Below are 13880 nucleotides of genomic sequence, written 5' to 3'. Positions count from 1 at the left end.
AATGATGCAGGATTTAAATTCATTCCATGATGTGCCTTTTCCGCTCGGTGTCTCCTTTGGGGCAACCGGTGGCCCTGAATGGCGCAATGAAATCGTGAGCCTGATATCCGGGCATGAAAAGCGCAATGCCCGCTGGGCGATGTCGCGTCATTATTTTGATGCCGGAACGGGCTTACGCTCCTTAAATGATCTGCGTGATGTGTTGCGGTTTTTTGAAGCGCGGCGTGGCTCGCTTTATGCTTTTAGGTTTCGTGATCCGTTTGATCATCTGTCATCTGAACAGGATGCCCCGCCGCAAATGACCGATCAGTTGCTGGGAATAGGCGATGGCACAACGCGTAACTATCAACTGGTCAAGCGCTATGGTGATTATGCGCGGCCTGTAACCAAGCCGGTCACCGGCTCGGTGAGCCTTGCGGTGGATGGCAATGCGCTGACCTACGGCGAGGCATTTACTGTCGATTGGCTGAGCGGAATAGTTGCGTTTGCCACAAGCTTTCTGCCGCCGCCGCAAGCAGTCATCACTGCCGGATTTTTGTTTGACGTACCGGTGCGGTTCGATACCGACCGGCTGAGCGCCAGCATTGCCAGCTTTAAAGCCGGTGAAATTCCATCCATTCCTATTGTGGAGGTCAAATGATGCTGACATTAAACCCGCAGCTTGAATCACATTTGCAGAGTGATGTAACAAGTCATTGTTTTGTATGGATTTTACGAAGAAAAGATCAAAAAATATTTGGTTTTTGCGATCATGATCGCTCGCTTTTAGTCAATGGTGTGACATGCCAGCCGCAGAGCGGGATGAACGGCTCTGAAGCCAGCAGCCAGCTCGGCCTTTCCGTGGATAGTTCAGAAATCGAAGGCGTATTAAGCAGTGCTGTTCTGGATGATGAAGATATTGAACGCGGGCTTTATGACGGTGCGCAGGTTGAAACCTATCTGGTCAACTGGGCGCAACCGGAGCAGGCAGCCTTATTGCGCACTGCCACGATTGGCAAAATTACCCGCAGTGGCGCAAAGTTTATTGCGGAACTGAAAAGCAGTGCATCTGTGCTGGATCGGGTTTTCGGGCGGCGGGCAAAACGCGGCTGCGATGCAGAATTTGCTGATCAGCGCTGCGGGCTCAATAGCGCTGATCCGCGCTATAGCGGAACCGGCATTGTGATGGCCATTAACGGGCAGGACATGAATGTTTCAGGTTTGGGTGAATTTGCATCGCATTGGTTTGAGCGCGGTCGTTTGCAGTGGCTGAGTGGGCATAATCAGGGAACTGCAAACACGGTTATTTCGCATATCACTGCAGCGGATGGCGCGGCGAGTTTAATCCTTCAGGATATGACGATCTATGACATGCAGACCGGTGATAGTTTTAGTATTCTTGCCGGATGCGATAAGAGCTTTTCCCAATGTCGGGATCGCTTTGCCAATCATGAAAATTTTCGCGGGTTTCCGCATATTCCGGGCAATGATGCTGCCTATACTTACGCCAATGGTCAGGACAATTTTGATGGCGGGGTATTGGTGCCATGACCGCAAAAACTAGCGAGATTAACCAGCGGGTTCTGAGCATAGCCCAGCAATGGCTTGGCACTCCCTACCGCCATGGTGCCAGCCGCGCGCAGGTCGGCTGTGATTGTCTGGGGCTGATACGCGGTATCTGGCGGGAGCTCTATGGTGGTGAGCCGGAGCCAGCCACAACCTATTCCCGTGATTGGGCAGAACTCACACAGGATGAGCCGCTGATCGACGCTGCAAGCCGGCATATGCATGCCAAAAACCTGACTGATATTTGCGCCGGTGATCTGCTGGTGTTTCGCTGGCGAGATGGCGTTGCTGCGAAACATCTTGGCATTATGGCGCCTGATAGCCGGTTCATTCATGCCTATGAGGGGCATAGCGTGACGTGCTCGGCGCTGGTGCCGCAATGGCGCCAACGCATCACTGCGGTTTTTGCATTTCCGGAGCAGCCGGCACAGCCGAAATAGCTTGAGATTTCTCCCGTTTAAAACAGGTGACCCTGATCATGAGTACACTGGTTCTACAAACCGCAGGTGGTATTATCGGCGGCCTGTTTGGTCCTGTCGGCGCCGTTATTGGCAGCGCCATCGGGGCAATGGGCGGCTATATGATCGACACTGCGCTGATCAACTCGACACGGCGGATTGAAGGGCCGCGTTTATCCGGCACCCGTCCGATGCAGGCAGAAGAGGGCGCGCCTCTGCCTGCTATTTACGGCACGATGCGCGTGGGCAGCACGCTGATCTGGGCAACACGGTTTGAAGAGCAGTCCAATACCAGCCGTGAAGGTGGCAAAGGTGGCCCCAAGGTTACTACCTATAGCTATTATGTGAATGCGGCTTTTGCCGTGGCGCAGGGGGAGATTTCGGGTATTCGCCGCATCTGGGCAGATGGCAAGGAGCTGGATCAAACCGGCATAACAATTCGTATCTATAAAGGATCGCAAGATCAGCAGCCCGATCCGTTGATTGAGGCGCGACAAGGTGCGGGTAAAGCACCAGCCTATCGCGGCACGGCCTATGTGGTTTTTGAACGCTTGCCGGTTGATGATTATGGCAACCGTCTGCCGCTATTACAATTTGAGGTTATACGCAGTGTTGGCAGCCTTGCGCGGGATATGCGGGCTGTGGCGTTGATACCGGGTGCTACAGAATTTGGTCTGTCACCGCAACCGGTGCGGGATGAGCCACGACCCGGAGAACCCCGTGCGCTCAACCGTAACAATCTGCGCGCCCGCAGCGATTGGACTGCAGGCTTGGATGAGTTGCAGGCGCTATGCCCGAACCTGACCAGTGTTGCTCTTATCGTGCCGTGGTTTGGCACCGATTTGCGCGCAGGAGAATGCCGGATTGTGCCCGGAGTAACAGCAAATACTGCCCGTAAACCAAGCCGCAGCTGGCGCGTTGGCACTGTTGAGCGCTCGGATGCGTATCTGATTTCCGACAATCGAGATCAAAAAGCCTATGGCGGAACGCCGAGTGATTTTTCAGTGGTTGAGGCCATTAAAGACGCCCGCCAGCGCGGGCTTAAAGTAACGCTCTATCCGTTTATTATGATGGATATTCCCGCAGGCAATCATCTGCCTGATCTTGATGGCAGTGGTTTTCAGCCAGCCTATCCATGGCGTGGCAGAATAGCTGTGATGCAAAATCTGGACAAAACAGCGGAAGCAACTGTTGAGATCAGCAAGTTTGCAAATGGGCTATGGGGTTATAAGCGCTTTATCCGCCATTATCTCGATCTGGCGATGAGCGCTGGCGGCGTGGATATGTTTCTGATCGGCTCTGAATTGCGCGGGCTTAGCCATGTTCGCAATGAGCAAAACGGATTTCCATTTGTTGATAGTCTTTGCGAAATTGCCGTTGAGGCACGCAGCCGGTTGGGTAAAGATTGTAAAATAACCTATGGCGCAGATTGGTCAGAATATTTTGGTTATCATCCGCAGGATGGTAGTGGTGATGTGTATTTTCATCTTGATCCCTTATGGGCGCATCCGGCAATTAATGCCATTGGCATCGATAATTATATGCCACTGAGTGATTGGCGTGATGGTGATGAGCGCAGCATTGATCCTGCCTTTCCGCCATCCAATTATGACAGCCAGAGCTTGCAGAATGCCATTGCCGGTGGCGAAGGTTATGACTGGTATTATGCGAGTGATGCAGACAGGCGCGCGCGCAACCGCACGCCGATTACCGATGGGCTGGCAGGCAAGCCTTGGATCTTTCGCTACAAGGATTTGCGCTCATGGTGGCAAAACCAGCACTTTAACCGTATCAATGGTGTTGAACTCTCCCAGCCAACCGCATGGCAACCAATGTCAAAACCATTCTGGTTGACCGAGCTTGGTTGTGCCGCTGTGGATAAAGCACCGAACCAGCCCAATGTGTTTCCGGATCCTAAATCCTCGGAAAATGCCGCCCCATATTTTTCTGACGGCTCGCGCAGTGATTGCGCAGCGGATCATTTTTTGCGGGCGCATTTTGCTTATTGGCATAAAATTGGCGACCATAATCCTCTTTCGCCGGTCTATGGCGGCAGAATGCTTGATCCGGAGCAGATTTATGTTTGGGCATGGGATACGCGCCCGTTTCCTGAATATCCGCTAAAGGCAGATTTATGGGGAGATGCTGTAAACTGGACAACCGGCCATTGGCTCAACGGGCGTTTAAGCGGCGTGGCGCTTGATGAGTTGTTACAAGCGCTGTTCAAGGATTTTGGCTTGGAAGGCTTGGCAGATTGCCAGGGCGTAGAGGGCTTTTTATCCGGCTTTATTGCCGATAATCCAGCCAGCTGCAGGGCATTGCTGGAGCCGTTGATGGAAATATTCGCTGTTGCTGCATTTGAAAAGGCCGCCCCGATATCAATGCACCAGCAAAAACTGGTTTTCCGTACTATGTCGCGGCGCGTCAATCCGGTGATTTTACAGCAATTTGCACAGGAAAAAGAACAGGACTTGCCGGTACGCACACTGGAGGATGCGGAGGAATTGCCTGCGAGTGTTGAAATCTATTTTAGCGATGCTTTGCGTGATTATCAGGCAGGCAGTGCATTGGCGCAAAAAGCCGGCTGGCAACGCGCAGGGCATGAAAGCCTGTCGCTCTCAGCCGCGATGGAGAGCGGGCAGGCGCAGGCGCTGGCCGAAAACTGGCTACAGCGCAAGCATGCAGAGCGGCGGATGGTCGGGTTTTCTGTGCCATGGTCACATGCAGCTTTGGCGGTTGGTGACAGAATACGGCTACCGAAACTGACCGGAAATTCGCTGCATGATAATCGCGATTATACGATTATCAGCGTTGAAGATGGCGCGGCAAGGCGGGTTAAAGCAGTGGCACTGGCACCTGTTATCCGGCGCCCTGATCGCAGCAGGCTCCCTGCATTGGCAGACACTGATACGGGAAATATCGAGGGGCAACCGCTGTTTCATCTGCTGGATTTACCAATGTGGTCCGGAGTTGAAAATGAACAGAACCAGTTTAAAATTGCCTGTTATTCAAAGCCGTGGCGGCAAGTGGCGCTGTATACCTCGCCGCAGGACAGTGATTATCAGTTACGCTCGCGTATCACCTCAGCTGCCATTATCGGGGAACTGCAAACGGTCTTGGCACCGGCACCAAGCGGGCGGTTTTTGCACCGGCAAAGCTTTGATGTAAAACTTTATCGTGGGGAATTGCGCACACAAACTATCGTGCAACTGCTGAATGCTGCCAATAGTGCAGCGGTACAAACCGCTACAGGTAGCTGGGAAATTTTGCAATTTACGCATGCGGAAGAGATCGCGCCTGATTTGTGGCGCTTGCAGGGTTTGTTGCGCGGTCAATGCGGAACCGAACCTGAGGCGAGGCTTGCTAAACTGATAGGCGCTGCATTTATTATGCTGGATGAAGCTGTTGTACCCGTGGGCTTACATCAGTCTGAAAGTGGTTTAACGCTGAACTGGCGGGCAGGGGCTGCGGGAAAAGACTTTTCGGATGAATATTATGCGACGCATCAAGCCATTGGTGGTGTGGTGGCATTGCGGCCATTGCAGCCGGTGCATCTGCGGTACAAGCGCCGGCTGAATGGTGATATTCATTTGAGCTGGATCAGGCGCGGGCGTATTGATGCCGACAGCTGGATGGGGGAGGAAATACCTCTTGGTGAGGCTATCGAAAAATATCAGGTGGCGCTGTGGCGCGATGCTGCTTTGCTGCACAGCCATGAGGTAACAGAACCGTTTTTTAATTATACACAAGCACTACAGCAGCAAGACTCAGTGCCGGGTTCGGGTGCGCTGCGCTTTGAAGTTTCACAAATCAGCCAGGCTTATGGTGCTGGGGTGCCGGCGATATTGCTAATGGTGCCCTGAAAGCTCATAATATGTTCAGATTATGTGAATTTATACCGGACTGGTAGCTTTGCCGCAGATAACAAGTCTTTCGTTTTTCGAAAACAAATGCTAACGAAAAATGAATTATGTAGTGAGCCTATCTGTTATACACACGATATTGTTCATTCAACATTCAGGTAGGAAGCGTTAAAGTGAGCGTCATGATGACAAATAAACCAGTTCGCACCTTTTTCGCTGCTTTGACTCTGCTGGCCGTTACAAGCGGATCGGTTTTGACAGGCATTGTTCCATCTTCGGCTGCTGCCGGTTTTAAAACCGGGCTGGCACCAATCTCTCAAAAACAAACCCATTATATTGCCGGTGGTGATTGTGCGGAAATCGGCCAGAAAGTTGCTGCTGCCCAAGGCGGTACACTGACCAAAGCAACGGCTGCTGTGCAAAATGGCGCACCGGTATGTATCGTTGTCGTGCTGGTTCCGGGCCGTGACGGTGAGCGTCCGCGTCGCGTGGAAGTGGCTGTGCCTGCAAAATAAGGCGCAGTCGACTTCCAACCATATGCCTTTCAAAAGGCGCTGCGTCAGTTTTGTTCATTGCTGCACTGTGCTATAGGCTTGTGTACAGCTCTATGGCGCGGCACTGCTATATTTATCTCCCGAAATGCTGAAAAGGTTTGCTGATGAGAATCCTGATCGTCGAAGATGACAAAGATCTTAACCGTCAGCTGGCCGAAGCATTGCGCGATGCTGATTATGTGGTTGATTGTGCCTTTGATGGTGAAGAAGGCCATTTTCTGGGTGATACTGAACCTTATGATGCTGTGATCCTCGATATCGGCTTGCCGCAAATGGACGGTATCAGCGTTGTTGAACGCTGGCGCCGTGAAGGGCGCATTATGCCGGTGCTGATGCTGACCGCGCGTGATCGCTGGAGTGACAAAGTTGCCGGTATTGATGCAGGTGCCGATGATTATGTGGCAAAGCCTTTTCATATTGAGGAAGTGCTGGCGCGGTTGCGGGCTTTAATTCGTCGTGCCGCAGGTCATGCTTCATCAGAGCTTGTATGCGGCAGGCTGGTGCTTGATACCAAGGCTTCGAAAGCGACTATCGACGGCACAGCTTTAAAATTGACATCCCACGAGTTTCGCCTGTTATCCTATCTCATGCACCATATGGATGAGGTGATTTCGCGTACTGAATTGGTTGAGCATCTTTATGATCAGGATTTTGATCGAGATTCCAACACGATTGAGGTTTTTGTCGGCCGCCTGCGCAAGAAAATGGGCGTGGATATGATCGAAACTGTACGGGGTATGGGCTATCGGATGCGATCAGACCATGATGCTGCCAGCACAGTTGCTGCGACCACTGGCAGTAAAGATTAAGATGCGGCGGCTTACCGCAAAGTTACGGGCTCTGCGCGTGCGCTCGCTGGCTTTGCGCGTGATAACGATGTCGACCCTATGGGTGATTCTTGCGCTGGTCGTTGTTGCAACGCTGATTCAGTCCTTGTATCAGGATGCAGCAGAGCGCAGTTTTCAGCGTCTCTTGTCAGCGCATCTCTACAGCCTTGTCGGTGCCGTCAGCGTGACACCTGAGGGCGAATTGCATGGCCGTCCGGATCTGGGTGAAATACGTTATGCCAGTGCAGGGTCCGGCTGGTACTGGTCGGTTGATGCGGTCACCCCAACTATAAGCGGCCATTTGGGATCAGTGTCCCTCAGTACAAAAAACATTCCTGTAAAATCAGTCGCAGAAGTACCTTTTGACCAGTCATTTATGCGCAGCTATGTTGTGGAAACGGCTGCCGGTGAAGATCTCTATGTGGTTGAAACCGAAGTGGTGCTTGATAGTACCGATAAAGTTGCGCGTTTTCGGGTGATGGGTAATCTCAACGAGGTCAAGGAAGAGATCGGCGATTTTCGTAACCGGCTTTATGCCTATCTCGGGGTTTTTGGTCTTGGCAGTATTCTGATCAATGCTGCAATTATTCTGTTTGGCCTGCGCCCGCTCGATCATGTGCGTCGTACACTTGCTGATATCCGTGAAGGGCGTAGTAACCGCGTGGATACAGATCTGCCGCTTGAGATTGCCCCGCTTGCACAGGAAATGAATGCGCTGATTGATAATAACCACCGCATTGTCGAGCGCTCCCGTACACAAGTTGGCAATCTTGCCCATTCGCTCAAAACGCCTTTATCGGTTTTGATCAATGAAGGCCGTAATCTTGGTGGTAAGCAAGGCAAAATAGTGGTTGAGCAAAGTGATGCGATGCAGGTGCAAATTCAGCATTATTTGCAACGTGCCCGAATTGCGGCGCAACGCGACAGTGTGGTGTTTCGTGCTGCGGTTACACCGGTTCTGGAGCGAATGGTCAGAGTTACCGCAAAGCTTAATCCGTATATGAAAGTGACTTTCGACAATCATCTCCCTTACGCAATCTTTGCCGGTGAAAAAGAAGATCTTGAAGAAGTCATCGGTAATATTATGGAAAATGCCGCGAAATGGGGGCGTTCTCAAATCCATATGACATTGCGCCATGCGGAAAAAGCGGATGCAAAGTCCTCTGCTGCTTTTGATGTTATAATAGAAGATGACGGTGCAGGATTGCCCGCAGGACAGATCGCCGAGGCGCTGAAGCGCGGTAAGCGGATTGATGAAAGTAAGCCCGGAACCGGTCTTGGACTTGCAATTGTGCAGGATACAGTGCGTGAATATGGCGGCAGTCTTGGTCTGAGTAAAGCGTCGCTTGGCGGTTTGGCTGTTCAGATCACGCTGCCTCTGGTTGAGAATTGATCTTTGCCTTTTTAACAAACGGCGATAAAGGTTATGCATTATCGCGTTTTATGTTGAGATATTCAGGCTATGATTGCAGTGTGTGTAAGCAGTAGCCATAATGCTCTGCAAAGTGGTGTTGACAGGATGTTGGGTTGCTCATGAAATTGTCTTCCGGAGTTGTATTGCGCAAGTTTGTTTTCATTCTGCCATTGATGACATTGGCTGCGTGCTCCTCGTTGAATGGTACTAAATCATCAACTGGATCATCTGCAGGCAGTGCTCTGACAAGCGGCTCTGTGAGTAAAACTGTGCTTGCTCCGATGGGCAACGGTATTTTGGGTTCCACAATTAACCAGCTTGCGCCTGCAGACCGTCGTTTTGCGCTTGAAGCTGAATATAAAGCGCTGGAATACGCTCCTAAGGGGGAGGCTGTCAGCTGGAAAAGTCGCACTGGCCGTTCCGGCGGCGAAGTAACAGCCGCGCAGCCTTATCAGGTCGGCTCACAAAATTGCAGACAATATAGCCATAGTTTTAATGTTGATGGTGCGCCGCAAACTGTGCGCGGAACCGCATGTCGCAATAATGACGGCAGCTGGACACCTCTGACTTAAGTCTTCAGCCGTAAAATGATTGCAGGCATGGCAATGTTGTGTCGGATATGTGGAAATCTTTGCGGCCAAATGACCTATATGCCGTTAATTTGTTAGCTTCCTGTTGGTTTTATGACGCTGACAGATTAAGTCTCCGTTATGGATTTTTGGCTTGTTTCTGCACTTTTAACTTTTGTCGCAATTCTTATCGTTATGCTGCCGCTGACACGCAAAACTGCTGTGCCTGCTGCGCAAGGCGAGGAGGATCGCTCTGTCTATATTCAGCAGCTTAAAGAGGTTGATGCAGATCTCGCGCGCGGCTTGCTTGATGAGCCTTCTGCCGAGCAGGCGCGACTGGAGATTTCCCGCCGCATTTTGCATAATGACCGCCGTGCCAATGATCCAGCTGTGCCTGATGATGCGACCAGTGCCGTAAACAGCGAAAAGACTTATCTCCTAAGTAAAAATTCCCGCTGGGCTGTTATCCTTGTCTTGCTGTTTATCCCTGGCGTGAGCTGGGGCGTTTATGCGCTTACCGGTACACCTGATTTGCCGTCGCAGCCGCTGGCGGAGCGTAAGGCCAATCCAATTCAGGACAAGACCGCGCTTGAGCTGATCGCGCAGGCTGAAGCACATCTGGCGCAATCACCGCAAGACGGCCGCGGTTGGGCTATTCTCGCGCCAATCTATTTGCGTCTTGGTCGCGTTGATGATGCGATTGCAGCCTATCGTAAAGCATTGCAGCTGCTGGGTGATGATACGGAGCGCCTGATCGGTCTTGGTGAGGCTTTGATTGTTAAAGCCAATGGCGAGGTAACTTTTGAGGCCTTGGGGCTTTTTGAAAAAGCAGGCAAGCTGTCGCCCACAGATTTGCGCCCGCCTTTGATGCAGGTGCGGGCGCTGATGCAGGGCGGTAAACGCGATGAGGCCGTGGCGGTATTGCAAAAAATGCTGGCGACTGCACCTGAAAATGCGCCGTGGCGTGCTGATATTGAGCAGACAATTGTCAATTTAAAAGCGGCAAATACCAATAATACAAATACCAATAATAATGCTCCTGCCATCAACCAGCCTGGCCCTACGGCTGCCGATGTCGAAGCGGCTTCCCAGCTTGATGAGCAGGGGCGCAAAGATATGATCCGTTCAATGGTTGATGGCCTTGCGGAAAAACTGCGTGATAATCCTGCTGATACGGCTGGCTGGGACCGCTTGCTGCGCGCCTATATGGTGCTGGGAGAGCGTGATAAAGCGCTTGAAGCACTGAGCAATGCAGCAAAAGCGCTGCCGGAAAATGATTTGCGCAGGCTTACAGAAACCGCCACTCAGCTAGGACTTGATGTTACCGGAGTTGTGAAATGACCGATCATACGCACCCCGTTTCTGCTGCATCCGAACTTCGCTCACCACGGGTTTCGCAGCTTATGCGCAAGCGTAAGCGCAAAAGGTTGATGCTGATCGGCGGCGCAATGGCGGTGCTGGCATTGGCAATCGCACTGGTGCTGGTCGCATTCAGTCAGGATATCCGTTATTTCAGAACCCCCGAAGATGTGACAGCTGAAGATATTGCATCGGGTGCGCGTTTTCGCCTTGGCGGATTGGTGAAGGAAGGTACTGTGGTGCGTGGCACTGACAAACATGTCAGTTTTGCGGTGACAGATACGATTAAAGACCTGACTGTGACCTATGAAGGTATTTTGCCCGACCTGTTCCGTGAAGGGCAGGGCATTGTTGCAGAGGGGCGTTTTACGCCGGATGGAACATTTATTGCTGACAATGTTTTGGCAAAACATGATGAAAATTACATGCCTAAAGATGTGGCGGACAGCCTGAAAGCAAAAGGCGTCTGGGAAGGCAATTAAGACTGCACACCAGAGCAGTTTCAGGAAAAGTGGAAGCTGGCTATGCGGAAAAATCAGTCCGTTGGTTTGTTTCTTCCGCTTCGATCCGGATGAGACTGCATTTATCGGATGAAGCTGCGTTTAAATGAACAGACAGAGCGGGCGTAGTGGTGATACTCACCCGCCCGACCGGCAGGAAAAAAGTGATGAGCGTTGAAATCGGACATTTTGCACTGGTACTTGCACTGGCTTTAGCGCTGGTGCAGTCGGTATTACCGGTTATCGGTGCAAAGCGTAATGATATACGCCTGATGAGCGTGGCGGAGCCTTGTGCTTCTGCTGTTTTCGCGCTGATCCTGTTGTCATCGGCAGTGTTGGTGCATTCCTATGTCGTTTCTGACTTTTCGGTTCTCAATGTCGTTGAAAACTCGCATTCTTTGAAGCCGATGCTGTATAAAATCACCGGTACATGGGGCAATCATGAAGGCTCGATGCTGCTATGGGTGCTTATTCTGACATTCTTCAGTGCACTGGTGGCAGTATTCGGTAGCAATCTGCCGAATACGTTGCGTGCCAATGTGCTGGCTGTACAGGGCTGGATTGCCACAGCATTTTTAAGCTTCATTATTCTGACTTCAAATCCTTTTGCCCGCGTCATTCCTGCGCCGATTGAAGGGCAGGATCTCAATCCGATCCTGCAGGATATTGGTCTCGCTATTCATCCACCGCTGCTATATCTCGGTTATGTCGGGTTTTCAGTGTGCTTTTCTTTTGCCGTGGCTGCATTGATTGACGGGCGTATTGATGCCGCATGGGCACGCTGGGTTCGCCCGTGGACACTTACAGCATGGATATTCCTGACCGGTGGTATCTCAATGGGCTCTTATTGGGCTTATTATGAACTGGGCTGGGGTGGCTGGTGGTTCTGGGATCCGGTTGAAAATGCATCTTTTATGCCGTGGTTGATCGGTACAGCCTTGTTGCATTCGGCAATTGTGATGGAAAAGCGCGGAGCGTTAAAAATCTGGACAGTGCTGCTGGCACTGCTCACATTCTCGCTGTCGCTGCTTGGCACATTCCTTGTAAGGTCAGGCGTTCTTACTTCTGTGCACAGCTTTGCTACTGATCCGGGTCGCGGCCTTTTCATTCTAGCTATTCTGGTCTTCTTTATCGGCGGTTCGCTGACCTTGTTTGCTCTGCGTGCGCAAACCATTACCAGTGGCAGCCTGTTTCAACCGGTGTCGCGTGAAGGGGCGTTGGTACTCAATAACCTGTTCCTGAGCACGGCAACTGCAACTGTGCTGATCGGCACACTGTATCCGCTGCTGCTTGAAGCGCTGACCGGTACAAAAATCTCTGTCGGGGCACCGTTCTTTAATATGACATTTGGCCCATTAATGCTGCCTCTGTTGGCCGCGGTGCCTTTCGGGCCGCTGATGGCGTGGAAGCGCGGCGATCTATATGCGGTTGCACAGCGCTTGATGTGGGTATTTGGTCTGTCTCTGGTTACTGTCGGGCTGGTGCTCATTCTGATCGATCCGCGTGCTGTTTGGGCTGCATTTGGTATCGGCTTGTCAGTCTGGGTTATCCTTGGCAGTCTGATGGATGTTGTGACCAAAGCCGGTTTTGGCAAAATGGCGCTGTCGCGGGCAGTGCCGCGGTTGATCGGCCTGCCACGTTCTGTATTTGGAACTGCGTTGGCGCATATGGGGCTTGGCATTACCCTGCTAGGTATTGTTGCGGTTACCAGTTTTGGTACCGAGCATGTTGTCACCATGAAGGTCGGCGAAACGACACCTATTTCCGGTTACCAGCTTCGCTATGACGGACAGGCGCCTTTTGCCGGCTCCAACTTTACCGAGGATCAGGGCTCTTTCACTTTGCTTGATAAAAGCGGCAGTGAGATCGGCAACCTGATCGCGGCAAAACGTTTCTATCCGGCTCGTAATATGCCGACAACTGAGGCCGGTATTCTGACCCGCGGTGTTAATCAGTATTATATCGCACTGGGTGATGAGCTTGAAAGCGGCGGCATGGTTGTTCGTATCTGGTGGAAACCATTTGTTACACTGATCTGGCTGGGCACTGTTGCAATGATGCTTGGCGGTATGCTGTCCTTGCTTGATCGCCGTCTGCGGGTCGGTGCACCAGCCAAAGCCAGAAAAGCTGAAAAGCTTGCAAGGGGCGCGCCGGCATGAGGATACTTCTTCTGATCGCAGCATTAACTTTGGGGCTTGGTTTTACACCGGCCACTTTCAATAGTGCATGGGCAGTCAATCCGAGTGAGGTATTGTCTGATCCGGTGCTGGAAAAACGCGCGCGGGGGCTGTCTGCGGGTTTGCGTTGTATGGTGTGTCAAAATCAGTCGATTGATGATTCTGATGCCGATCTGGCGCGTGATCTGCGCGTGCTGGTACGTGAACGTCTTGTGCAGGGCGATACGGATGATCAGGTTCTGGATTATCTGGTTGCACGTTATGGCGAATTTGTACTGCTCAAACCACGGTTAGAAAAGCGTACTGTGCTGCTTTGGGGCTTTCCGGTTTTGATGCTTTTAGGCGGCGCCGGCTTTATCTGGCTGACCCGTCGTAAGGCCAATCGTAGCCAGCCGCCAATCGTACCGCTGAGTGAGGCTGAAAAAAAGCGCCTCGAACATTTACTCGACGGTAAATAATTTAAGGCACTTTTAGTTAAATAATATTGAGAAACAGCCATATAGAGCCCAACCTTACCAAAAGTTCATCTTCAGGAAATTATCCGGTAATGTTGAATACGCTATCTCTTGTCTCGAACAGTCGATAACCTACCTATAGGTCATCCGCCTCTCAGG

The 13880-nt window shown here is 51.6% G+C and carries 12 protein-coding genes; all 12 read left to right on the top strand.

The features are described from left to right. The first annotated feature begins 4 nt into the window (after nucleotides 1–4). The 12 genes from MP213Fo_RS03335 (at nucleotide 5) to MP213Fo_RS03280 (ending at nucleotide 13724) form a co-directional block, all read left to right on the top strand. Nucleotides 5–640 (top strand): phage distal tail protein, Rcc01695 family, encoded by a 636-nt coding sequence (locus MP213Fo_RS03335; protein ID WP_421090996.1) that lies wholly within the window; start codon nucleotides 5–7, stop codon nucleotides 638–640. Then, nucleotides 640–1530: a DUF2163 domain-containing protein gene (locus MP213Fo_RS03330; protein ID WP_421090995.1), complete on the top strand. Its 891-nt coding sequence runs from the start codon at nucleotides 640–642 to the stop codon at nucleotides 1528–1530. Before MP213Fo_RS03335 ends, MP213Fo_RS03330 begins: the two co-directional genes overlap by 1 nt. Next, nucleotides 1527–1985: an NlpC/P60 family protein gene (locus MP213Fo_RS03325; protein WP_421090261.1), complete on the top strand. Its 459-nt coding sequence runs from the start codon at nucleotides 1527–1529 to the stop codon at nucleotides 1983–1985. The genes MP213Fo_RS03330 and MP213Fo_RS03325 overlap by 4 nt, the downstream gene beginning before the upstream one ends. A 38-nt stretch (nucleotides 1986–2023) precedes the next feature. Beyond that, entirely contained in the window at nucleotides 2024–5866 is a 3843-nt protein-coding gene (locus tag MP213Fo_RS03320; protein ID WP_421090260.1) for a baseplate multidomain protein megatron, read from the top strand. A 182-nt stretch (nucleotides 5867–6048) separates the two neighbouring features. Then, a complete protein-coding gene (locus tag MP213Fo_RS03315; protein ID WP_421090259.1) occupies nucleotides 6049–6381 on the top strand; it encodes a hypothetical protein in 333 nt (110 codons plus the stop codon). 143 nt (nucleotides 6382–6524) lie between these two features. Next, nucleotides 6525–7229 carry a response regulator transcription factor gene (locus MP213Fo_RS03310; RefSeq protein ID WP_421090258.1) on the top strand — a complete coding sequence of 235 codons (705 nt, stop codon included), beginning with the start codon at nucleotides 6525–6527 and terminating at the stop codon, nucleotides 7227–7229. A gap of 67 nt (nucleotides 7230–7296) precedes the next feature. Beyond that, nucleotides 7297–8640 (top strand): ATP-binding protein, encoded by a 1344-nt coding sequence (locus tag MP213Fo_RS03305; protein ID WP_421090994.1) that lies wholly within the window; start codon nucleotides 7297–7299, stop codon nucleotides 8638–8640. Between the two features lie 140 nt (nucleotides 8641–8780). Beyond that, on the top strand, nucleotides 8781–9233 hold the full coding sequence (locus MP213Fo_RS03300; protein ID WP_421090257.1) for a hypothetical protein: 453 nt from the start codon (nucleotides 8781–8783) through the stop codon (nucleotides 9231–9233). 138 nt (nucleotides 9234–9371) lie between these two features. Next, nucleotides 9372–10571 (top strand): c-type cytochrome biogenesis protein CcmI, encoded by a 1200-nt coding sequence (gene ccmI / locus MP213Fo_RS03295; protein WP_421090256.1) that lies wholly within the window; start codon nucleotides 9372–9374, stop codon nucleotides 10569–10571. Between the two features lie 62 nt (nucleotides 10572–10633). Then, complete coding sequence (gene ccmE / locus MP213Fo_RS03290; RefSeq protein ID WP_421090993.1) at nucleotides 10634–11071, top strand: cytochrome c maturation protein CcmE; 438 nt, start codon at nucleotides 10634–10636, stop codon at nucleotides 11069–11071. Between the two features lie 185 nt (nucleotides 11072–11256). Then, entirely contained in the window at nucleotides 11257–13248 is a 1992-nt protein-coding gene (locus MP213Fo_RS03285; protein ID WP_421090255.1) for a heme lyase CcmF/NrfE family subunit, read from the top strand. Next, nucleotides 13245–13724 (top strand): cytochrome c-type biogenesis protein, encoded by a 480-nt coding sequence (locus MP213Fo_RS03280; RefSeq protein WP_421090254.1) that lies wholly within the window; start codon nucleotides 13245–13247, stop codon nucleotides 13722–13724. The genes MP213Fo_RS03285 and MP213Fo_RS03280 overlap by 4 nt, the downstream gene beginning before the upstream one ends. The last annotated feature ends 156 nt before the right edge of the window (nucleotides 13725–13880 follow it).

Source organism: Pseudochrobactrum mosebachae, from assembly GCF_048914685.1.
GTDB lineage: Bacteria > Pseudomonadota > Alphaproteobacteria > Rhizobiales > Rhizobiaceae > Pseudochrobactrum.
The sequence above is the reverse complement of the archived record's forward strand: the minus strand, read 5'-3'. Positions and strand labels throughout refer to the sequence as shown.

What these genes read in the sequence shown, in the direction of transcription:
- MP213Fo_RS03330 (WP_421090995.1), top strand. Translation starts at nt 640, where the DNA reads ATGCTGACATTAAACCCGCAGCTTGAATCACATTTGCAGAGTGATGTA.
- MP213Fo_RS03285 (WP_421090255.1), top strand. Translation starts at nt 11,257, where the DNA reads ATGAGCGTTGAAATCGGACATTTTGCACTGGTACTTGCACTGGCTTTA.
- MP213Fo_RS03325 (WP_421090261.1), top strand. Translation starts at nt 1,527, where the DNA reads ATGACCGCAAAAACTAGCGAGATTAACCAGCGGGTTCTGAGCATAGCC.
- MP213Fo_RS03335 (WP_421090996.1), top strand. Translation starts at nt 5, where the DNA reads ATGCAGGATTTAAATTCATTCCATGATGTGCCTTTTCCGCTCGGTGTC.
- MP213Fo_RS03315 (WP_421090259.1), top strand. Translation starts at nt 6,049, where the DNA reads ATGATGACAAATAAACCAGTTCGCACCTTTTTCGCTGCTTTGACTCTG.
- ccmE (WP_421090993.1), top strand. Translation starts at nt 10,634, where the DNA reads ATGCGCAAGCGTAAGCGCAAAAGGTTGATGCTGATCGGCGGCGCAATG.
- MP213Fo_RS03305 (WP_421090994.1), top strand. Translation starts at nt 7,297, where the DNA reads ATGTCGACCCTATGGGTGATTCTTGCGCTGGTCGTTGTTGCAACGCTG.
- MP213Fo_RS03280 (WP_421090254.1), top strand. Translation starts at nt 13,245, where the DNA reads ATGAGGATACTTCTTCTGATCGCAGCATTAACTTTGGGGCTTGGTTTT.
- MP213Fo_RS03320 (WP_421090260.1), top strand. Translation starts at nt 2,024, where the DNA reads ATGAGTACACTGGTTCTACAAACCGCAGGTGGTATTATCGGCGGCCTG.
- MP213Fo_RS03310 (WP_421090258.1), top strand. Translation starts at nt 6,525, where the DNA reads ATGAGAATCCTGATCGTCGAAGATGACAAAGATCTTAACCGTCAGCTG.
- ccmI (WP_421090256.1), top strand. Translation starts at nt 9,372, where the DNA reads ATGGATTTTTGGCTTGTTTCTGCACTTTTAACTTTTGTCGCAATTCTT.
- MP213Fo_RS03300 (WP_421090257.1), top strand. Translation starts at nt 8,781, where the DNA reads ATGAAATTGTCTTCCGGAGTTGTATTGCGCAAGTTTGTTTTCATTCTG.